The following is a 20,576-nucleotide window of genomic DNA, read 5'->3' on the forward strand; positions in this document are numbered from 1 at the left end:
ATATGACCCCTGGCTTTTCCACCTACCTCAACCTGCTGCGCTTTGGCGCGGCGATGGTTGTGCTGCTGTCCCACTTTGCCTATCCCCGCTTTTCTGGCGGAGATTGGATGTGGGTGCGCGAGCTGAACCTGGGCTCGGATGCGGTTGTCATCTTCTTTGTGCTTTCCGGGTTCGTCATAGCCCTGACAGCGGAGCGCAAAGACGACACGATGGGACGTTTTGCATTTTCGCGCCTGTCCCGACTGATTTCAGTCGCCCTTCCTGCGCTCGTGCTGACCTGGGTGCTGGACCGCATGGGCAGCACCGCTGATCCCGCCAGCTATTTCGCCCCCTACTATGCGCCCCTGCCCCTGTGGGAAATGCTGGCCCGAGGGTTGAGCTTTTCCAACGAATGGTCGGGCCTCAGCGCGCGTCTGGGCAGCAACGGCCCCTTCTGGTCGCTGAGCTACGAGGCCGCCTATTATGTCCTCTTTGCTGTCTGCTTCTATCTGAATGGGTTGCGCCGCGCGGCGTTGCTGGTGCTGTTCTGCCTGCTCTTTGGCCTGAACGTGCTGTTGCTGATGCCCGCCTGGCTGATGGGCGTGTGGCTTTATCGCAAGCTGCATCTGGTCAACGGGCTGTCTCCGCAGGTTCTGATGCTTTTGACCCTAGGACCCGTCGCAACCTATGCCCTGTGCCTGGCCATCGACGTGCCGGGGATCATGCAAAGCACCGTGCAACCTGTGTTTGGCGGACATGACCTGCGGTTTTCCGATGAATACCTTTGGAATGCGCTGCTGGGTGGCCTGACCACGCTGCACCTGCTTGGGGCCGCAGGGTTGGCGCGTCACGCCGATCTGACGCGTGTTTCGCGTCTTGCAAATTGGTGCGCGGGTGGCAGCTTCTCGCTCTATCTGGTGCACTACCCCGTGTTGCAGTGGCTGGATGCGAGCCTGCCCGGCTTGAGCAATCTGGCGCTTTTCACGACAACGGTGTTGATCTGCTATGCCTTTGCCGCTGTTTTTGAACGCCCCCTACCGGCCATGCGGCGCTGCGTGCTTCGCGCCGCAGGTCATATGCGTTCTGCCACCCACGGCTTGACAAAACCCATCGGCCCCTCCATGTGAGCCACAGGTTTTTGTCCTCTGCCGCGTGAGCAGATAAGACCAAAGAGCGGCTGAACCGCCCGATCCGATACCCGGATCGCAGTCATGGACCTGAACCTGCTGTTCCCAAAATCACGCGTGGGGCAAAGCGCCGGACCGGCTTGAAGGGCATTCGGCCCCACAAGCCCGAGGCTCCGCGCACCCCAAGAGGTCGCCCATGGGGGCGGCCATGTTGCGTTTGTCGTTTCGGCAGGCGCGAAAGGATATGAAGTGAGCGATTTTGAAATGATGGACCTGCCCAAGGTCCTGGTGAACCGCCTGACCGACATGGGCATCACCGACCCAACCCCGATCCAGAAGCGTGCCATTCCGCATGCTCTGAACGGCGAAGACGTGATGGGTCTGGCCCAGACCGGCACCGGCAAGACGGCGGCCTTTGGCCTGCCGCTGGTCACCTTGATGCTGAAATACGGGCGCAAACCTGCAAAGGGCGTCGTGCGCAGCCTGATCCTGGCACCGACGCGCGAACTGGCCCAGCAAATTGCCGAAACTCTGAAAACGCTTACCGAAAACACCCCAATCAAGGTCGCAATTGTTGTGGGTGGCGTTTCGATCAACCCGCAGATCAAGCGGCTGGAACGCGGTGTCGACGTTCTGGTGGCCACCCCCGGTCGCTTGCTGGACCTGATGGATCGCAAAGCGGTCGACCTTGAGGAGTGTTCGTTCCTGGTGCTGGACGAGGCCGACCAGATGCTGGACCTGGGCTTTATCCACGCTTTGCGCAAAATCGCGGGCGTCCTGCCCAAAGACCGCCAGACCATGCTGTTCTCGGCCACCATGCCTAAACAGATGAACGAGATTGCCCAAAGCTATCTGAACAACCCCAAGCGGATCGAGGTCTCACCCCCCGGCAAAACCGCCGACAAGGTCACTCAGGCGATCCATTTCATCGCCAAGGCCGAAAAAACAAACCTTCTGATCGAGCTGTTGGACGGCCACCGAGAAGAACGAGCGATTGTCTTTGGCCGCACAAAGTATGGCTGCGAAAAACTGGCCCGCGTGCTGGAAAAAGCAGGCTATGCTACCGCGGCCGTGCATGGCAACAAAAGCCAGGGACAGCGGGAACGCGCGATTGCGGCGTTCAAGGCGGGTGAGGTCAAGGTGCTGGTAGCCACGGATGTGGCCGCGCGCGGTTTGGACATCCCGGACGTCAAACACGTGTACAACTATGAACTGCCCAACGTGCCGGACGCCTATGTGCACCGCATTGGCCGTACAGCCCGCGCGGGCAAGGACGGCGCGGCGATTGCATTTTGCGCACCCGATGAGATGGACGAGCTGCGCGCCATCCAAAAGACGATTGGTCAACAGATCCCGGTTGCCTCGGGCCGCCCTTGGCAACCGCTCGAGGAAGAGGCCAAACCTCCGCGTGGCAAAGGCCCGCGCCGGGGGGGCAATCGCGGTGGCAATCGGGGCGGGCCTCAAGGTGGCCCTGGAGCGAAACCGGGTGGCGGCAACAACCGCCGCCGTCGTGGGTCAAAACGCGGCGGCAAGCCAAGTCCACGTTCCGCAGCATGATCCAAAGCCAAAAAATGCGCCCCGATCCGGGCGCATTTTTCTTTTTCAGAATACAAAGTGTTTCGCACAACTGGTTGGACAGACTGCAGAAACCGTGCCAAGCTCGACCAAGTCATGACAATATGACCTGATTTGAGCCCAAAAACCGCGGCATTCAGCCGGTAGACCCCTATCTGAGCAAAAAATCGAGTTTCTGAGGACACAGCAATGCTGAACCCCGGTGACCTGATCTTTGTCGGTTGGGACGCAGACAACGAAGACGTCGCTTTTGCCACCACCGCGGATATCGCGGGCGGTGAGGTGATTTACTTCACCGACAGCGAATGGAACGGCACCAGTTTCCTGCCCGGGGAACAGCTGATTGAATGGACGGTTCCCGCCGAAGGGATCCCCGCTGGCACGATCCTGACCCTGGACATGACACCCGGCGGCAGCGCTGTTGTCACGGTGGGCGGATCGCTGAGCGGCGAAGTCTCGGGCAGCATCGACTATATTCGCGGCGGCGGCCAACTGGCGTCCAACAATGAAATGTTGTGGGCTTTTCAAGGCACCCGCGTCGGCAATGACGTCACGCCGGAAAACTTCATCAGCGTGATCGGAAACGAGGCTGACGGCGGCGACCGGGCGACGCCCAATCTGGACAACACAGGCCTGAGCCAGGAAAACGGCGCGATCATCATCGATGGCGACCATGACTATATGGTTTTCGATGGCTTTGACGCCCTGCCCGACCCGATCAGCGCCCCCGGCGCAATCGCGGCCATCTCAGACACATCGAATTGGGCGGTTGCCGGACCTGGGCGAAACTTCGACAATGACAACCCGAATCCGGGCGGCGGCTTCAATATCTCGTCGCCACGGGTGTTCGACCCGGCGAACGTCACAACGCTTTACTTTAGCGGCGCGAACGTGGCGTTTTTTGACAGTATCTCGTCAAGCGACGGGAATGTCTCGGCCGACATCTCGGTATCCGAACAACCTTTCCTGCCAACCGACATCATTGAAATTGACATCCTGAATTCGAGCATCCGACCCGATGGCGAGTTTGATTTTGACGAGGTGATCTTTGTCTCGATCCGCGTACGGCGCGGGGATGATGTCTATGAGTTCCAGGTCGCAGACGGCTCAAAAATCAAGGAAAGCGGGGCAAGCAATTCCGATCCTGGGCAATCTGTTGAACAGGGTGACACGTTTTTCACAACCAACGACGACGTCAGCGGGCCGTCTGGACCGTCTCCGTTCCCATCCGACTTGTCCGGAAAAATGGTCTTTTCCTTGAACGACACATTCACCGAAGGAGAAGTCACCAACATCGTCCGCGAAGAAGAGGTTCTGGATGAAAACGGCGATCCGGTTGGAACCGAAAACGCCAACTTTTTCGTCGGCACCAGCCTAGACCCCGATCCGCCCATTCCCTGCTTTGTTGCAGGCACGCGCATCATGACGGACATGGGGCCAGTGCCCATCGAGGACCTGCGACCTGGCGACAAAATCGTCACCCGCGACCACGGGTTGGTCCCTTTGCGGTGGGTTGGCGGGCGTGAAGTTCCCGCCCAAGGCCCCTTTGCGCCCATCCGGTTCAAAGCGGGCAGTTTGAACAATGACCGCGATCTTTTGGTCTCTCCTCAGCACAAGATGCTTTTGACGGGATGGAAAGCTGAGCTCTATTTTGGCGAACCCGAAGTTCTGATTGCCGCCAAATACCTGTGCAACGACAAAGATGTTCGCCGCGACACCGACATGAGCACGGTTCACTACCTGCACCTTTTGCTCGATCGGCACGAAGTCATTTATGCGAATGGATGTGCCAGCGAAAGCTTGGATCCCGCCTATTTGGCTGAATGGCCCGAGGATGACAAAAACAGCATCGAAATTGCCACTCTGTTTCCCGAGCTTTTTGCCACCCATTATCCGCATCACAAAACTGCCCGCGCGTCATTGAAACACTATGAAGGCGCACTGTTTTCGACGTCATGACGCAATTTCAAGCGTCCGGGTGTACGTCTGCTGGCTAAAACTTATGGGATATGCGGAATTGGGCGCGGATCACCTGAAAGAAGATCTGACGCCTGAAAAGAATGCTTGAGGCACCGCAAGCTTGGCAACGCCACGAAGCCCTGAAAACAAGGATAAACAAAGCACGTGCACGCATATCAACAGCGTGCAAGCGGCCTCTCTGACGATCAGGATTCCGCGTCCAAATCCGTCAGCGCCCTCACGAGGGGGGTGGACGGCATGAGCCGCGCTGCGACGAAGACCACGGGTTTCGGGGACTGGTCCTTCCGCTATACGGAAACCAGTTTTGACCTGAGGGAGAATTTTGCACGATCTTTCGGGCAGGTCTTTCTTGCTACAATTTCAATCCGCACCGGGTTGTAGTCGATGCGTTCCATGCCAGGGTTTCTGGCCCGCCAGGGGACTTGATGTACCGCAGGTTAAACGAGACAAAATTCACGTTCGAAAAAGGGGACCACTAGGCTTGCACCAAGTCTGCCCAGATCGGCAGATGGTCAGAAGCAATATTCGCCGGACGATCCGAGTGCACGCCGTGGCCGTTGGCGTTCAGGCCGGGACCTAGCGCGATACGATCCAGAGGTCCCAACGGTTGCGGCGAGGGAAAGCTGGGCAGCGGCGGCAGGAACCGCATTTTGGGTGCCAGGTGGTCCAGCACTGGCTGGCGCGACCATTCGTTGAAATCCCCGGCCCAGACGGTAGGCATTTCGGGCAGATTCTGAATATGGCGGCTGATGTGCATCACCTGCTGCTGGCGCGAATGGGATAATAGCCCCAGATGCGCCCCCACCACGCGCAGCGGACCGATGGGCGTGTCAAAGTTGACCCAGACGGCCCCGCGGGGCTCCATCCCTGGCAGCGCCATTTGCCCCGTCTCCAGCTCACGCAGCCCCTCACCTCGCCAGATCACCGCATTGCCATGCCAGCCCAGACTACCTGCGCCGCCGAGGTCGACAATGTTCCACCCGGCCTCGTCCAGCACAAAATGCGGCAGGGCCGCAGGGCGTGGCGGCAGGCGCTTGTCAGCTTCTTGCAGCACCACAATCTGCGCCCCGATCCGATCCAGCACCTGCAGGATTCGGCGTGGCAGGCGACGAAAGTCGAGGCCCACACATTTCTGGATATTGTAGCTGGCCAGTCGAAGCATTGAGGTTTGTCCAAAATCGAATTGAGCTTCAATCTGGGGGATGTTGCTGGATAGGTCCAAGGGACGCAAGGTCTCACCCCTTTTGTGCCCCTTGAAACCTGTTGACATAACAACACATTGCACATCCTGTGGGCATATGGATCAAAAACGCCCCATAGACGCCACTGGTGCCGCCGCGCTGATCGGGATTGCCCTGCTACTTGCCTTCAACCAAGTGGTGATCAAGGTCACCGGCACCGGCTTTGGCCCGGTGTTTCAGGCTGGTCTCCGCTCGGCTATTGCCTTGGCTTTTCTGTTGGCATGGATGTGGTTTTTTCGAAAACGGATCGAGCTGCCGCGAACGGCCCTATTGGGCGGGCTTTTGACGGGGCTGCTGTTCACGGTCGAGTTCATCTGCCTCTATTCCGCGCTGGACGTGACGACCGTGTCGCGCACGTCAATCCTGTTCTATTCCATGCCTGTGTGGCTCGCTCTGGCAGGCCATGTGTTTTTGCCTGGAGAGAAACTGAGCAGCCTCAAGGTTTGGGGTTTGGTGCTGGCTATGGGTGGGATCATCGTGGCCTTTGCCGAGCGAGATGGCGGACAGGTGAGCCTTGCGGGTGATCTGTATTCCCTGCTGGGCGCCATCTGCTGGGCCGGAATCGCGCTGGTGGTTCGGATGACTGACCTGTCAAAAGCAAGCGCCGAAATGCAGCTGATGTGTCAGTTGGTGGTCTCGGCGCCCTTGCTGTTGTTGGCCGCGCCGCTTTTTGGAGAGATGGTGCGCGATGTACAGCCCCTTCATATTGCGGGACTTGCGTTTCAGGCCATCGGCGTTGTGGGATTGGGGTTCATGGCCTGGTTCCGTCTGCTGGCTATCTATCAGGCCAGCGGTGTCGCCTCGTTCAGCTTTCTGTCACCAGTTCTTGCGGTTCTGTTGGGGTGGGCGTTGCTGGGCGAAGAGATCGGGTTGCAGATCTGGGCCGCTTTGGCGCTGGTGGCGGCCGGGATCTATCTGATCAATCGGTCTTGAGGCAACGGTGCTCTCCCGCCCTCGCGGCATGCCCTGACGGGCCCTTGCTCCGTTGGGCCGGGCGCCAAGCCTTGCGGCTCGGCGCGGTTGCGACCCGGGTTCAAGTGCCGCAGAACGTGGCCTGGACAACCTCATTTTCCGCAGGCGGGCTTTGCAATTCTGCGTGATCGGGTTGGTCTGCATAGGGGGTGGTCAGGACCTGCTGCAACCTTTGGAACGGCGCATAGTCCCCGGCAACCGCTGCCTGAATCATCTGTTCCACACGATGATTGCGCGGGATGAACGCCGGGTTGGTCGCAGCGATCAACGCCAGCGGGTCCGCCTCGCCCTTGGCCCGCGCCTGCCAGGTTGCGAGCCAGGTATCATAAGCCGCTGGATCCAGGAATTGATCGCGCCCCTCGGCCCGCCCCAACACACGGAAAGTATTGGTGAAATCCGCCTGGTTCTGCGCCATGCGCTGGAGCAGGTCCGCGATCAGCGCATCATCACCCTTTTGCGCGGTGTTCAATCCCAACTTGCAACGGAACTTTGCCAGCCACGCCTCTTGCAGCAGATCCGGCATCGCATGCACGATTTCGGTTGCTTCTTCAACTGCCGCCGCGCGGTCGGGCATCTGCTGGATCAGAGATGTCGCCAGCTGCGCCATATTCCACACGGCAATATCGGGCTGGTTGGAATAGGCATAGCGCCCCATCCGGTCGATCGAGCTGTAGACCGTGTTGGGATGATAACTGTCCATGAAGGCGCACGGCCCATAGTCGATGGTTTCCCCGGCAATCGAGCTGTTGTCGGTGTTCATCACCCCGTGAATGAAGCCGACGCCCATCCACCGGGCAATCAGCGCCACCTGAGCATCCCTTACCGCGCGCAATAGGTCCATCGGCCCCTCTGCATCGGGGTAGTGACGCGCAATGGCATAATCGGTGAGTTGCTTGAGGCTGCCCATCTCGCCTCGGGCAGCAAAGATTTGAAACGTGCCCACCCGCAGATGACTGGAGGCCACGCGTGCCAGAACCGCACCGGGCAAAGGCGCCTCGCGCAGAACTGTTTCGCCGGTCTCGACCGCAGCCAAGGCGCGCGTCGTGGGAATGCCAAGCGCATGCATCGCCTCGGACACCACATATTCGCGCAGCACCGGCCCTAGCCAGGCACGCCCGTCCCCTTGTCGTGAATAAGGCGTTCGGCCCGACCCTTTGAGCTGCAGGTCGCGCCGCAGCCCATCAACGCCCACTGTTTCGCCCAGCAACACCGCGCGCCCGTCGCCAAGTTGCGGGTTGTAGTGGCCGAACTGATGGCCCGCATATAGCTGTGCGATCGGGTCTGCGCCCTTAGGCACCTGGTTACCGGCAAAAACCTGTGCCATCTCCTCGACCTCACCGGGGGTGATGCCCATCACCGCGGCCAGATCGGTATTGAATGCCACCAGCCTCGGCGCGCGCACCGGAACGGGCGCTTGTTTGGAATAAAACACGCCCGGCAGACGCGCATAAGAGTTGTCGAAGGGGATCATCAGTGTCATGCGCCGCAACATAAGGGCGGATCACACGATTGCCATAGCACAATCCGATTGGGCCGGGCATAGTCCCGAAAAACCAAGCCCCGAGGCCCCCATGACCCCAGAGCAGATCATCAACCACCTGCAGCTCTCTCCCCACCCCGAAGGCGGCTGGTACCGTCAGACCTGGGTGGCCGAAAATGAAGGCCGCGCCACCGGCACCTGCATCTATTTCCTGCTGAAGGCGGGGGAAAGCAGCCATTGGCACCGGGTCGATGCGACCGAGATCTGGCTTTATCACGCGGGCGCGCCCCTGATCCTGTCGATGAGTGCGACAGATGACGGCCCGGCGCAGGATCACCTGCTGACCCCCGACTTGAACCAGGGTTCACCGCAACTGATCGTGCCCGAAGGCCACTGGCAGGCGGCACGCAGCACCGGCGACTACACGCTGGTCAGTTGCACCGTATCGCCCGGATTCCGATTCGAGGGGTTCGAATTGGCGGACAAGAGCTTTGACATCCCGCGCGCGTGAATTGCTTGCCAAAAGCGCCTCCCGCTGACAGGCTCGCCTCATGGACCACCGCACTCTGATCGCCAAACTTCCGCCCGAGACAAAGGCGAAACTCACCAAACGCTCGAACCGGGCGGGGTTGATACATTTGACTCTGTACGGAATTGCCCTCGCGCTTTGCACGCTTGGCATTGGACTCCAGATACCGTTCTGGGGACTGCTGATCCTGCCTCAGGGCATCCTCTTGGTGTTTCTCTTCACGCTCAGTCATGAATGCACCCACCAGACCCCGTTCAAAAGCCGCTGGCTGAACGAGGTCGTGGGACACGCCGTCGGTCTGCTGATCGCCCTGCCCTTTGTCTGGTTCCGCTATTTTCACCTGGCCCATCACAAATGGACCAACGACCCCGAGCGTGACCCGGAATTGGCGGGCAAACCACGCCCGGGCAACTGGCCCGATATGCTGGTCTACCTCAGCGGCTGGTTCTATTGGACTGGGATGGCAAAAACGCTTGTCGCCAACGCAAAGGGAGAACTGGACGCCCCCTACCTGCCGGAGCGCCAGCATGGGGCCATGCAACGCGAGGCGCGCGTTCTGCTGAGCCTCTATGCGCTTGGTGCCCTTAGCCTGATCTGGTCACCGCTGCTCATTTGGGCTTGGCTCTTGCCGCTGATCGTGGGCCAGCCGGTTCTGCGGCTCTATCTGCTCGCGGAACACGGGCTCTGCCCGCCCGTGGCCAACATGCTCGAAAACTCACGCACCACCTTTACCAACCGGATTGTGCGGTTTCTAGCCTGGAACATGCCCTATCATGCGGAACACCACAGCTTTCCCAACGTGCCGTTCCACCAACTCCCGGCCTTTCACCGCTGGACCCAAGAGCACCTGAAATCCACCTCAAACGGCTACACCGAATTCACTGCAGACTATGCCCGCAGCCTAACGCGCTGACCCTTCTTCTTGTTGGAAATACGGCGGGGGAGTCGCAAAGCGACGGGGGCAGAGCCCCCTGACCTGCTATCCAACTTACGGAACACTGACGATCCCGCCACCAACCAAGGCGCCAACGCCTGTGGTGCCGGGGCATGAGGTCGGCATACCCCGCGTCACCCGGACCGCGAGATAGGCAAAGGCCTGCGCCTCGAGCATGTCGCCGTCCAAACCCACGGCCTCGACCGGTTCAACCGGGCAATCGAGCGAGACGCGCAGCATCTCCATCAGCACGGGATTGTGACGGCCACCGCCAGTGACCAGTACGCGGGTGGGAGGTTTGGGGCAATGCTCCATCCCCTGAACCACACCAGCGGCGCACATGCCGGTCAGCGTGGCCACGGCGTCGGCATCTCCCAGCTCGGCCACCAAACCAATCATTTCGGCAAAATCGTTCCTGTCCAATGACTTCGGCGGCATTCTTGAAAAGTATGGCTCTGCCAGAAAGAGCTCCAAGGCACCGGTTTCAACTTCGCCGCCCGCAGCAATGGCGCCGTCCTTGTCCATCGGCAATCCAAGGCGCGCCTGCACCAGATCGTTGATCGGCGCATTCGCCGGGCCGGTGTCAAACGCCAGCAAGGCGCCGGACTGTTCCGGTTTATCAAAGGAAGGATCGACATAGGTCAGGTTGCCCACCCCGCCAAGGTTGAGGAAACACAGGGGCGCCTCAGCCCCAATCCATTTGGCACAGGCAAAGTGAAAGAACGGCGCCAGCGGTGCGCCCTCGCCGCCCATTGCAACATCATCGGACCGGAAATCCCAGACCACCGGGCGGTTCAACGCCTGCGCCAGCTCTGCCCCGTTGCCAACCTGCAAGGTTCGGCGTCGTTGCGGGTCATGCGCCAGGGTCTGACCGTGAAAGCCCACAAGCTCGACCTCTTTGAACCCAGACAGAGCCTTAGCATGTGCCTGTATCACCAACTCTGCGGCCGCATCGACTGCGTCACCGGTCCACTGTCCCAGACCGGCCCTCAACACCTCACGCTGTTCAGGGGTGTAGCCCTGATAACCGCTTGGCCCGAACTCGAAGATACGCGATCCATCGGTCTGGACCACAGCCGCATCCACCCCATCGAGTGAGGTGCCCGACATCGCCCCCAAGGCCCGGATCGGCCCGTCTTCTCTGATGGCCCTGCTCATGGCCTAATCCTTTGTTGTCCCACCCCGCAAAAACAAACGGAAAATGGTTTCCCTCTCGTGCCTTTGCGCTCTATACACTGCCCCGCAACACAAACCCGAGGCAAGACATGACCTACCATCCCAAATCGGATTTCATCGCTGTGATGATCGAGCGCGGTTTTTTGGCTGACTGCACCGATTATCAGGGCCTTGATGAGGCACTGATCAAGGGTGTGCAACCGGGTTATATCGGCTTTGATGCGACGGCCAAGTCGTTGCATGTGGGCTCGCTCATCCAGATCATGATGCTGCGGTGGCTGCAAAAGACCGGCCACAAGCCGATTACGCTGATGGGCGGCGGCACCACCAAGGTGGGCGACCCCTCGTTCCGGGCGGATGAACGCCCGCTGCTGACCGAAGCGCAGATCGACGACAATATCGCCGGCATCAAAAAAGTGTTCTCGGCCTACATCGACTATGACAGCGGCGCCGAAAACGCGGCCCTGATGTTGAACAATGCGGAATGGCTGGACGATCTAAACTACCTTGAATTCCTGCGCGACATCGGGCGGCATTTCTCTGTCAACCGGATGTTGTCGTTTGAAAGCGTGAAATCCCGCCTGGATCGTGAGCAATCGCTGTCGTTCCTGGAATTCAACTACATGATCCTACAGGCCTATGACTTCATGGAGCTGCATCGTCGCTATGGCTGTGTGCTGCAGATGGGCGGCTCGGATCAATGGGGTAACATCGTAAACGGCATCGACCTGACCCGTCGCACCATCGAGGGTGAGGTATTTGGCCTGACTTCTCCGCTGCTGACGACCAGCGACGGCAAGAAGATGGGTAAGTCACAAGACGGCGCGGTCTGGCTGAACGCAGACATGCGTAGCCCGTATGAATTCTGGCAGTTCTGGCGCAACACCACGGATGCCGACGTGGGCCGGTTCCTCAAGCTCTACACCGAAATGCCGGTGGACGAATGCGAACGTCTGGGGGCATTGGCCGGATCCGAGATCAACGATGCCAAAGTCATCCTGGCAAACGAAGTGACCACACTGTGTCACGGCGCCGATGCGGCAGCTGCGGCAGCAGCCACAGCCCGCGAAGTGTTCGAAAATGGAGGTGTTGGCGACGATCTTCCAACGCTGACCTTAGAGATTGGTGATCTGCCAGTGTCCATCGTGCAGTTGATTGTTAAATCGGGTCTGGCCAAATCCGGCAAGGAAGCCAAACGCTTGATCGCCGAAAACGGCGCCAAGCTGGATGATGCCCCGTTGACTGATGGTGGTTTGATGATCGACGCAGGCGCTTTGTCCTCCCCCATCAAACTGAGCGCAGGCAAAAAACGCCACGCGCTGGTGCAACTGAGCTAACGCTCGGATCGAAAAGCACCTTTATCCGTATCGCGCCCGGAAACTTTCAAAGTTTCCGGACCGATTTCTTTGCAAGAAATCGGAACCAGCGCCAAGTTCTAACCCCAGAGCCAACCTACAAGCGTCAGCACCACAAACACGGGACCTGACAACGCCGTCGCCAGCAACAAGGCCGCGGCCTTGGTCACTCGGGGGCTGGCCACCGACTTTCCATACACAGTTTTCATGAGCAGCATTAACCGTGATTTAGGTTTCGGATGGGTTAACTGGGCTCATGTTCGATTTTGCCGCCGCTGCTCCCCATCCCGCCCTGCAACAAAGCCCGGAATTTGCCTCGGCGCTGGCGTACACCGGTCGCGCACCGTTGAAGCTTTCGGACGGCACTCTTGCCTTGCAACGTGGCCCGCTTCTGATGCTTCCTCGGTATCAAGCCCCTGCCCGTGTCTTGCCAGACATATTGGTCAACCAGCGGCGTCCCGTCCTTCTGAATCCGGATTTTCGCGATCCCGATATTGAAAAAATCGGCGCGGTTCCTCTGATCGGCCCCGCAACCACAGCAGAGTTGAGTTTGACAGGAGATTTGCGCGCCCAGTTGCATCAGAAATGGCGCAACCGTCTGAAACACGCCGAAATGCAGAACCTGCGTGTGACGCGGCAGAACATGCCGATTGACCCTGCACATTGGCTGCTTTCAGCAGACGCGGCACAGCAGAGAACGCGTCGTTATCGCAGTTGGCCCGCCCCCCTTAACTGTGCATTCGCAAAAGCCAATCCTGGTCAGGCCAAGTTGTTCACCGCCTTTGCAGGCAAGACACCGCTCGCCGGGCTTTTATTGCTGCGGCACGGATCGGTTGCCACCTACCAAATTGCTCACACAACCGCACGAGGGCGTCATCATTCCGCGCAAAACCTGCTCTTGTGGTGCGCAATGACCTGGGCCGCGCGCAAGGACATGCAGCGGCTGGATCTCGGCCTGATCTCGACCGAAGACGCGCCGGGACTGGCGCGCTTCAAGCTGGGCACCGGCGCCAAACCCCGCAAACTTGGCGGCACGTGGATTTGGTGGCCGCCCTTGGGCAAAACGCTGCGTCCCCTCGCCGCGTGGGACGCCAAGCTGATGCGTGATGACTGGACAGGCTGACATCCGCGTGATTATTTGAACAAATGTTCATATCACGGGGAGAGGAACCCAAAATGGAACTGTCCAATACGGCCGCAGTAGTAACTGGCGGCGCGTCCGGTCTGGGCGAAGCCACCGCCCGACACTTTGCCAGCAAGGGCGCACTGGTCACCATCCTGGACCGCGACGCCGAGCGCGGCCCCAAAGTCGCCGAAGAGATCGGCGGCTATTTTGCCGAGACAGACGTCACTGACGAGACATCCGTTGCCGCAGCCATCGCACATGCCATGGACAAGATGGGCAAGATCACCGCCTGCGTGAACTGCGCCGGCATCGCCTATGGCATCAAGACCGTTGGCAAGGATGGCCCGCACCCATTGGATGCGTTCCAGCGCACCATCGACATTAACCTGGTGGGCACCTTCAACGTCTCGCGTCTGGCCGCGATGGAAATGGGCCGGAACGAGCCGGAACCCGATGGCGCACGTGGCATAATCATCAACACCGCCTCGATCGCCGCCTTTGACGGTCAAAAAGGCCAGGCCGCCTATTCCGCCTCCAAGGGGGGTGTGGTGGGGATGACCCTGCCCATGGCGCGTGATCTGGCCTCGAGCGGCATTCGCGTGAACACCATCGCGCCGGGCATTTTCATGACGCCGATGCTTGCAGGCCTGCCCGAAGACATTCAGGCGTCGCTGGCCGCCGATGTGCCGAACCCTGCACGTTTGGGTGATCCGGCGGAATACGGGCGTCTGGCCGGGTTCATGGTCGAGATGGGTTATCTGAACGGCGAAGTGATCCGCCTGGACGGCGCACTGCGGATGCGGTGATGTCAGCGGGCGGTGTGAAACTCGGACACGCGCCGCCCACTGCCCAAGGCCTTCAGGATGGCATCGACATTCGTCTGAATTGGTGCCGTCCCGTCCACCGTGATGTCATAGGTTCGACCGACATGAACCGACGCATGATCCAGCGCCGCGCTGCCAATCGGACGGTCGCCCCGCTCGCGCTCACGCGTGTTGAGCACATCCAGATCGCAGTAAACGCCAACAAAGAGCACATCATGCGATGCAAGAGAGTGCTTTAACGCTTCGATCCAAGCACTATCTTCCAGAAGATGTTCGAAAATCAGGTTGTTACCTGCATCTGCTGCGGCAGAGGCCATTGCATGCAGTCCGTCGAACGCGCGGGCCCGATGCGCTTTCCGATCCAGATCACCGGTCCGGAACCGATCCATTGGCAGGATGCCGCTGTCACGCAGATGATCGAGCGAGATGTGCCAGAACGGCGCATCAGCCTGTGCTTGCAACGCCCGCGCCAAGGTGGATTTGCCGCTGCTTGAGGGGCTGTTCAAAAGGATGACCTGAGCCACTTACCGCTCCCAGGCGAATTCGATCTCGACCAACCCGTCGTCCCCATCCCGCTGCGCGCCGGTCGGCGCGAACCCTTCGCGCCGATAAAACCGATGCGCGCCGGTGTTGGGCAGATGCGACCAAAGCATCACGCGGTCCCGCCCCTGTTTGACCTGATCCAACAGCGCCTTGCCAACGCCCGATCCGGGCGCAGCAGTATAGAGGCCCATGACGCAGCCCTCCTCCACGTTGAAGGACAGATAGCCCGCGACCGGATCGCCCACGACCCAGAACTCGCGTAAGGGGATGCCTGCGTGGATCATGTCTTCGATGGCTTGAGCGCTGTGAATCCGCTCGATCCAAGGCGTTGCGTCGATCCAGCCGTTCACGATTGCGGCGCACGCCCGTGCATCGTCTTGTGTGGCCAGTCGGATCGGATGCGTCATGCTTCGGCCTTTTCTTCCAGTTCCAGCCATTCCTCTTCGGCAGTGGCGAGCTTTTCCTGGCGCTGCATCAAAGCCTCGGTCGCCTTTTGGAACTTCACCGGTTCGCGAGTGAACAGCTCAGGGTCAGCCATCAGCTCTTCGAGCTTGGCAATCTCGGCCTCCAGGCGTTCGATCTCGGCCGGCAGTTTCTCCAGCCGGTGTTTTTCGGTGTAGGACAACCCCGATTTCGGCTTAGCCTCTTGCTTGATCTTCGGCTTGTTAGCTTTTGGTTTTGCAGCCTTTTCGCCCTCCAACGGCCCACGTTGCGCGATGTAGTCGCTCCAACCACCTGCATAGACAGTCGCCTTGCCGTTCCCTTCCATCGCGATGGTCGTGGTGGCCACCCTGTCCAGAAAATCGCGATCGTGGCTGACCAACAGGACGGTGCCGTCATAGTCATCGAGCAGCTCTTGCAGCAGGTCGAGCGTTTCAACATCCAGATCGTTTGTCGGTTCATCCAGCACCAACAGGTTCGAGCTTTGCGCCATCAGCTTGGCCAGCAGCAGTCGCGCCTTTTCCCCGCCCGAGAGCGAGCGCACCGGCGCGCGGGCCTGTCGTTCATCAAACAGAAAGTCCTTGAGGTAACCCACAACGTGCTTCGGCGTGCCCCGCACCATGACCTGATCGGCTTTGCCCGACACCCGCATGTCCGGATCGCCGGTCAGGCTGTCCCAAAGGCTCATGTCGGGGTCCAGCTGCGAGCGGGTCTGGTCGAAGACGGCAATCTCCAGGTTTGTGCCCTGCTTGACCGTGCCTTCATCCGCTGTCTCCTGTCCCAGAAGCAGTTTCAAGAGCGTGGTCTTGCCCACACCGTTCGGCCCAACAAAGGCCACCCGGTCGCCGCGCTGCACGGTCAGATCAAAACCGCGCGCGATCTGTTTGTCGCCAAAGCTTTTGGCAATCCCTTGCGCCTCGATCACCTTGCGGCCCGATTTGGGCGCGGCGTCCAGTGCGAAGTCTGCCGTACCTTGCCGCTTGATCTGGCCAGCTTTTTCGGCGCGGAGCGCCTGCAATGCGCGCACCCGGCCCTGATTGCGCTTGCGGCGGGCGCTGATGCCTTCTACGGCCCACCGGGCTTCGGACTTGATCAGACGATTCAGCTTGTGGCGCTGCATGTCTTCTTCTTCCCAGACCTGATCGCGCCAGGCCTCAAACGCCTCGAACCCTTTTTCCTGTCGCCGCACCTGTCCCCGGTCGATCCAGAGTGTCGCGCGGGTCAGCGCCCGCAAGAACGCCCGGTCGTGCGAGATCAGAACGAAACCCGCCCGAGTCGTGCCCAACTCGCGTTCCAGCCAGGCGATCGCCTCGATATCCAGGTGGTTGGTCGGCTCGTCCAACAGCATTAGATCGGGCGCTTCGGCCATCAGCTTGGCCAGGGCCGCCCGGCGGCGTTCGCCGCCTGACGCGGTTTCCACGGCGCGTGCCGGATCGAACTTCAACCCCTCGCCTGCGCGTTCCACTTTATAGAGTTCGCCCGGCTCCAGCGCGCTGGTGGCATAGTCACCAAGCGTAGCAAACCCCTCCATCGTGGGGTCCTGCTCCATGTAGCCCACGGATTTTCCGGGCGGCACGACGATGGTGCCCTCGTCCGGTTCGACAAGGCTGGCCATGACCTTCATCAGGGTGGATTTGCCCGAGCCGTTGCGGCCAACAAGCGCCACACGGTCGCCTGGTTGAACAACCAGATCAAGCTCGGAAAACACCGGGTTGCCGCCGAAGGTCAGCGAAATTCCGGACATCTGCAAAAGAGGTATCGTCGACATGACTGCTGACTATGTCAGCGGAAGGTCCGTTGCAACAAGATCAAGTAACGCCGCCCGCCACACCGCGCAGCAGTTTCTTGCGGGCGGGTGGAATCGCCTGAATCTCGACCCCGGTGAAGACGTGCAACGTGTTCATCTGACTGTCGACGACCGCATGGTCGCTAACCCAGCCGCCCATCATCAGATAGGTGCGCAGCAAGGGTGGCATCCTGAGCATCGCCTTTTTGGCGTCCGGCTTGCGGCGCAGCCGCGCGGCATAGCGGAACACATTGGGTGCCTTGACCCGCGGCAGCCAGCGCTTGGGAGCAAGGTGCCGATGCTTGAGCATGGCAAAAGCATCCAGATACTCTTCGGTCGCGGTGCCCGCAAAGGATGAGCAGCCAAACAGCATCTCGATCCCGTTGTCGTCGACAAATGTGGTCATCGCGCCCCAGGCCACACGCAGGATATCTGGATCGTTGAGCGATGGATCGATGCAGAACCGCCCCATCTCGACCATGCGTCCCTGAAAGTCACCAAGCGCAGAAAGATCGTAGTACTGCGCCGAATAGCTGCTGGTGACCTCATGCCCACCGTCCATGATGAGCATCCGGAAACAGCACATCAACTGCCCCGTCTCGGTGTCTTCGATCAGGATATGCGCGCAAATGTCATCAAATCTATCTCGGTCCAGCGAAGCGGTTCCAAAGGCCCCTGTCCGCAACTTTTGCGCCGCCAGGATGTCATCGGCCCCTTGGCCAATACGAGCGCGATATCGACCTCTGCTCAACAGTGTCCCAGATGCCAAGATCCCGTCCTCCGCACGATCATGCCAAAACCGTAGCCAAGCCCCGCCTAGCATACAAGATGTGACACCGTGGTGACGACCTATGGGGTTACTGGTTCAGGACCGAGCCAGGGTTGAAGTTGCCCAGGTTGCCAAGCAGCTGACGCAGGAATGTCTTGTCCTCGATGCTCGAATCCGTCACGCGGCGTTCCAGCGGAATCACGCGGCCATCTGCCAGGCTGAAGCGCTCGATGTTGCGCACCACGCCACGTTGATCAAAGCTGATGGCGACCAACTGGCGCGACACCACTTGTGGCTTTGCCGGACCATAGTGGCGCATCCGGGTCGAGACATAATAGTATCCGCTCTCTTCAAGAACGCCTGCAGAACTGGGAGCGCCAACCGCTTGGATCACGCTGTCACGGGTGTCCACACCGACCTGCACCTGCGCCAGATCCTCTTCGGACGGTACATAGCCGTGGTTGCGGTAAATCGAAGTACAGGCGGTCAGGACAGCGACCGTTGCACCCAAAATTGCAATACGGTACGCCGGTTTCAGCAGGTCTGCGGTCTTGAACATGTCTGCCCTCTTGCCTTGGCTCATTACGCCTTTTATCCCGATTACAGAAACCGAGCCTCTGGTTCAACCAACGAAAGTCGTTTCATGTCCGACAAAACTGTGTGGCGGGTCGCAGATCTGCCGCAAAACGCGCCCACCACTTTTTCCCTGCGCCCCGATGCGGACACCCTGCGCCAGATCCAGGAGGATCTGGGATTGTTGGGCCTGCGCAAGCTCAGCTTTGCCGGGCAGATCACCGCCAGTGGCAAGAAAGATTGGGAAATTCGCGCAGATCTGGGCGCAACCGTGGTCCAGCCCTGCGTGGTGACGCTGGATCCGGTGGCGACACGTTTGGACAAACAGGTACGACGCATCTTGCTGGCTGAATGGATCGATTCCGAAGAGGCCGAGGTCGAAATGACCGAGGACGAAGAAGCAGACCAATTGGGCGCGGAAATCGATGTCTTTGCCGTGATGGTCGAAGCCTTGGCATTGAATCTGCCCGAATACCCTCGTGCTGACGGCGCTGAACTGGGTCAGCTGAATGTCACCGAACCCGGCAAGACCGCGATGACAGACGACGATGTCAAACCCTTTGCCGGTCTTGCAGAATTGCGCGATCAGTTGAAAAAAGAGGAATGACAGAGCCCGCAAAAGCTGTCATAGCAGGCCTGCAGAAAAACCCCTTGCGCAAACCGAGAATCGCAGTATTTTCGCGCGCTCATCGGAATTACGGTTGGACAGTGCTTCGGCTTTTGCCTAAACGCGCGTCACACCAAGAGAACGAACACTGAAACTCGGCCGCGGACAGCAGTCCCAAGCCCACTTATGCAAAGGTTGAGACAATGGCTGTCCAACAGAACAAAGTATCCAAGTCGCGCCGCAACAACCGTCGTGCGCACGATGCTCTGGTTGCTGCTAACCCGAACGAATGCCCCAACTGTGGTGAGCTGAAGCGCCCCCACCACGTCTGCGCAGCGTGCGGCCACTATGACGACCGCGAAGTCGTTGCACAGGCCGACGAGATCGATCTGGAAGACGACGCAGCCTAAGTCCTTGCAGGTACAGGCCACGCAATAATGACGGCTCAGCCCGATCAGATCGGCACTCCCGCCGGGCGCATCATTATCTCGGTTGACGCAATGGGCGGAGACGCCGGTGCGTCGGTCGTGGTGGCAGGTATTGCACAGTCAGCAGACAAGAACCCGGACATCGGGTTCATCCTGCACGGCCCCGAGGACACATTGCGCCCATTGGTCGCCAAGCGACGCATCCTGGACGGACGCGTCGCTTTTCGCGATTCCCAGGACGTTGTCACGATGGAGGACAAGCCCAGCCAAGTTGTGCGCAAGGGCAAAGGCACCTCGATGTGGTCGGCGCTGGAATCAGTGCGCAAGGGCGAGGCCGCCGGCGCTGTGTCTTGTGGCAACACCGGGGCCTTGATGGCGCTCAGCATGATGCGCCTGCGCAAATTGCCAGGCGTCAACCGCCCCGCAATTGCGGTTCTGTGGCCATCCTTGAACCCACAAGGGTTCAACGTGATGCTGGACGTTGGTGCCGATATTCGCGCCGATGCGCAGGACTTGCTTCAGTACGCGCTGATGGGTGCCTCCTACGCTCGCAACGGCCTTGAACTGAAACGCCCGCGCATCGGCCTGCTGAACGTAGGCACCGAAGAACACAAAGGGCGCCCCGAGCTGAAAGAGGCGCATGCGTTGATTTCGAACTTTGCCGACGCCGCGAATTTCGAATTTGTGGGTTTTGTCGAGGGCAGCGACATTCCCGGCACCAAGGCTGACGTTATCGTGACGGACGGCTTCACCGGCAACGTCGCGATCAAGACCGGCGAAGGCACCGCCAGCCTGATTGGCCAGTTGTTGCGCGAGGCGTTCAAGTACTCACCGCTATCTCGGCTGGCCTCGGTTCTGGCCATCACATCACTTAACCGCTTGAAAAAGCGGATTGACCCCCGCCGGGTCAATGGCGGGGTTTTCCTGGGCCTGAACGGCACTGTGGTGAAATCCCACGGCGGCGCGGACGCAACAGGCGTCTCGTCAGCCGTCAAGCTGGCGTTCACGCTGGCACAATCGGGTTTTGCCGAAAAACTGGCTGCACGGGTTGCATCCACCGTCGAGCTTACCCAAGATGAGGCTCACCCAGCGTCAAAAGACGCAGAAGGACAAGAAGGGCAATAACAACCC

21 protein-coding genes are annotated in these 20,576 nt (G+C 59.7%); 12 read left to right on the forward strand and 9 right to left on the reverse strand.

The genetic code is table 11. The features are described 5' to 3' along the window. Positions 1–2 precede the first annotated feature (2 nt). The 3 genes from TRL7639_RS11450 to TRL7639_RS11460 all read left to right on the forward strand — a co-directional run bounded on the left by TRL7639_RS11450 (position 3) and on the right by TRL7639_RS11460 (position 4,640). Positions 3–1,106: an acyltransferase family protein gene (locus TRL7639_RS11450; protein ID WP_165759801.1), complete on the forward strand. Its 1,104-nt coding sequence runs from the start codon at positions 3–5 to the stop codon at positions 1,104–1,106. 249 nt (positions 1,107–1,355) lie between these two features. Further along, complete coding sequence (locus TRL7639_RS11455; protein ID WP_085795791.1) at positions 1,356–2,663, forward strand: DEAD/DEAH box helicase; 1,308 nt, start codon at positions 1,356–1,358, stop codon at positions 2,661–2,663. 207 nt (positions 2,664–2,870) lie between these two features. Continuing rightward, positions 2,871–4,640 carry a Hint domain-containing protein gene (locus TRL7639_RS11460; protein ID WP_085795792.1) on the forward strand — a complete coding sequence of 590 codons (1,770 nt, stop codon included), beginning with the start codon at positions 2,871–2,873 and terminating at the stop codon, positions 4,638–4,640. Positions 4,641–5,136: 496 nt separating this feature from the next. On the opposite strand, the gene TRL7639_RS11470 is transcribed toward TRL7639_RS11460, so the two are convergent. Further along, positions 5,137–5,823 carry an endonuclease/exonuclease/phosphatase family protein gene (locus TRL7639_RS11470; RefSeq protein WP_085796392.1) on the reverse strand — a complete coding sequence of 229 codons (687 nt, stop codon included), beginning with the start codon at positions 5,821–5,823 and terminating at the stop codon, positions 5,137–5,139. A 136-nt stretch (positions 5,824–5,959) separates the two neighbouring features. On the opposite strand from TRL7639_RS11470, the gene TRL7639_RS11475 reads away from it, so the two are divergent. Beyond that, on the forward strand, positions 5,960–6,835 hold the full coding sequence (locus tag TRL7639_RS11475) for a DMT family transporter (protein ID WP_085795794.1): 876 nt from the start codon (positions 5,960–5,962) through the stop codon (positions 6,833–6,835). 100 nt (positions 6,836–6,935) lie between these two features. On the opposite strand, the gene TRL7639_RS11480 is transcribed toward TRL7639_RS11475, so the two are convergent. Continuing rightward, the gene (locus TRL7639_RS11480; protein WP_085796393.1) at positions 6,936–8,354 is read right to left on the reverse strand and encodes a protein adenylyltransferase SelO; all 1,419 of its coding nucleotides are present in this window, start codon (positions 8,352–8,354) and stop codon (positions 6,936–6,938) included. Positions 8,355–8,445: 91 nt separating this feature from the next. On the opposite strand from TRL7639_RS11480, the gene TRL7639_RS11485 reads away from it, so the two are divergent. Both TRL7639_RS11485 and TRL7639_RS11490 read left to right on the forward strand, forming a co-directional pair. Beyond that, complete coding sequence (locus tag TRL7639_RS11485) at positions 8,446–8,865, forward strand: cupin domain-containing protein (RefSeq protein ID WP_085795795.1); 420 nt, start codon at positions 8,446–8,448, stop codon at positions 8,863–8,865. 40 nt (positions 8,866–8,905) lie between these two features. Continuing rightward, complete coding sequence (locus TRL7639_RS11490) at positions 8,906–9,796, forward strand: fatty acid desaturase (protein ID WP_085795796.1); 891 nt, start codon at positions 8,906–8,908, stop codon at positions 9,794–9,796. Positions 9,797–9,871: 75 nt separating this feature from the next. Here the strand turns inward: TRL7639_RS11490 and TRL7639_RS11495 are convergent, their stop codons facing one another. Further along, entirely contained in the window at positions 9,872–10,975 is a 1,104-nt protein-coding gene (locus TRL7639_RS11495) for an anhydro-N-acetylmuramic acid kinase (RefSeq protein ID WP_085795797.1), read from the reverse strand. A 107-nt stretch (positions 10,976–11,082) separates the two neighbouring features. On the opposite strand from TRL7639_RS11495, the gene tyrS reads away from it, so the two are divergent. Then, positions 11,083–12,330 carry a tyrosine--tRNA ligase gene (gene tyrS / locus TRL7639_RS11500; RefSeq protein WP_085795798.1) on the forward strand — a complete coding sequence of 416 codons (1,248 nt, stop codon included), beginning with the start codon at positions 11,083–11,085 and terminating at the stop codon, positions 12,328–12,330. Between the two features lie 98 nt (positions 12,331–12,428). Here tyrS and TRL7639_RS23460 read toward each other — a convergent pair whose 3' ends face one another. Next, positions 12,429–12,557: a hypothetical protein gene (locus TRL7639_RS23460; protein ID WP_268875836.1), complete on the reverse strand. Its 129-nt coding sequence runs from the start codon at positions 12,555–12,557 to the stop codon at positions 12,429–12,431. A 47-nt stretch (positions 12,558–12,604) separates the two neighbouring features. Between TRL7639_RS23460 and TRL7639_RS11505 the strand changes: the two genes are divergently transcribed. Next, the gene (locus TRL7639_RS11505) at positions 12,605–13,471 is read left to right on the forward strand and encodes a GNAT family N-acetyltransferase (protein ID WP_085795799.1); all 867 of its coding nucleotides are present in this window, start codon (positions 12,605–12,607) and stop codon (positions 13,469–13,471) included. Between the two features lie 53 nt (positions 13,472–13,524). Beyond that, complete coding sequence (locus TRL7639_RS11510; RefSeq protein ID WP_085795800.1) at positions 13,525–14,280, forward strand: 3-hydroxyacyl-CoA dehydrogenase; 756 nt, start codon at positions 13,525–13,527, stop codon at positions 14,278–14,280. Positions 14,281–14,282: 2 nt separating this feature from the next. On the opposite strand, the gene TRL7639_RS11515 is transcribed toward TRL7639_RS11510, so the two are convergent. The 5 genes from TRL7639_RS11515 to TRL7639_RS11535 all read right to left on the reverse strand — a co-directional run bounded on the left by TRL7639_RS11515 (position 14,283) and on the right by TRL7639_RS11535 (position 18,396). Next, the gene (locus TRL7639_RS11515; protein WP_085795801.1) at positions 14,283–14,822 is read right to left on the reverse strand and encodes a chloramphenicol phosphotransferase CPT family protein; all 540 of its coding nucleotides are present in this window, start codon (positions 14,820–14,822) and stop codon (positions 14,283–14,285) included. Next, positions 14,823–15,248: a GNAT family N-acetyltransferase gene (locus tag TRL7639_RS11520; protein WP_085795802.1), complete on the reverse strand. Its 426-nt coding sequence runs from the start codon at positions 15,246–15,248 to the stop codon at positions 14,823–14,825. Beyond that, positions 15,245–17,050: an ABC-F family ATP-binding cassette domain-containing protein gene (locus TRL7639_RS11525; protein ID WP_085795803.1), complete on the reverse strand. Its 1,806-nt coding sequence runs from the start codon at positions 17,048–17,050 to the stop codon at positions 15,245–15,247. The genes TRL7639_RS11520 and TRL7639_RS11525 overlap by 4 nt, the downstream gene beginning before the upstream one ends. 40 nt (positions 17,051–17,090) lie before the next feature. Next, the gene (locus TRL7639_RS11530; RefSeq protein WP_370808808.1) at positions 17,091–17,819 is read right to left on the reverse strand and encodes a GNAT family N-acetyltransferase; all 729 of its coding nucleotides are present in this window, start codon (positions 17,817–17,819) and stop codon (positions 17,091–17,093) included. A 106-nt stretch (positions 17,820–17,925) separates the two neighbouring features. Next, entirely contained in the window at positions 17,926–18,396 is a 471-nt protein-coding gene (locus TRL7639_RS11535; protein WP_085795805.1) for an outer membrane protein assembly factor BamE, read from the reverse strand. Between the two features lie 84 nt (positions 18,397–18,480). On the opposite strand from TRL7639_RS11535, the gene TRL7639_RS11540 reads away from it, so the two are divergent. The 3 genes from TRL7639_RS11540 (at position 18,481) to plsX (ending at position 20,570) form a co-directional block, all read left to right on the forward strand. Then, positions 18,481–19,017 (forward strand): YceD family protein, encoded by a 537-nt coding sequence (locus TRL7639_RS11540; RefSeq protein WP_085795806.1) that lies wholly within the window; start codon positions 18,481–18,483, stop codon positions 19,015–19,017. A gap of 203 nt (positions 19,018–19,220) precedes the next feature. After that, the gene (rpmF, locus tag TRL7639_RS11545) at positions 19,221–19,427 is read left to right on the forward strand and encodes a 50S ribosomal protein L32 (protein ID WP_085795807.1); all 207 of its coding nucleotides are present in this window, start codon (positions 19,221–19,223) and stop codon (positions 19,425–19,427) included. 27 nt (positions 19,428–19,454) lie between these two features. Continuing rightward, positions 19,455–20,570, forward strand: a complete 1,116-nt coding sequence (gene plsX, locus TRL7639_RS11550; protein ID WP_085795808.1) for a phosphate acyltransferase PlsX — start codon at positions 19,455–19,457, stop codon at positions 20,568–20,570. Positions 20,571–20,576 lie beyond the last annotated feature (6 nt).

The sequence above is a fragment of the Falsiruegeria litorea R37 genome (assembly GCF_900172225.1).
In the GTDB taxonomy this organism is placed as follows: domain Bacteria; phylum Pseudomonadota; class Alphaproteobacteria; order Rhodobacterales; family Rhodobacteraceae; genus Falsiruegeria; species Falsiruegeria litorea.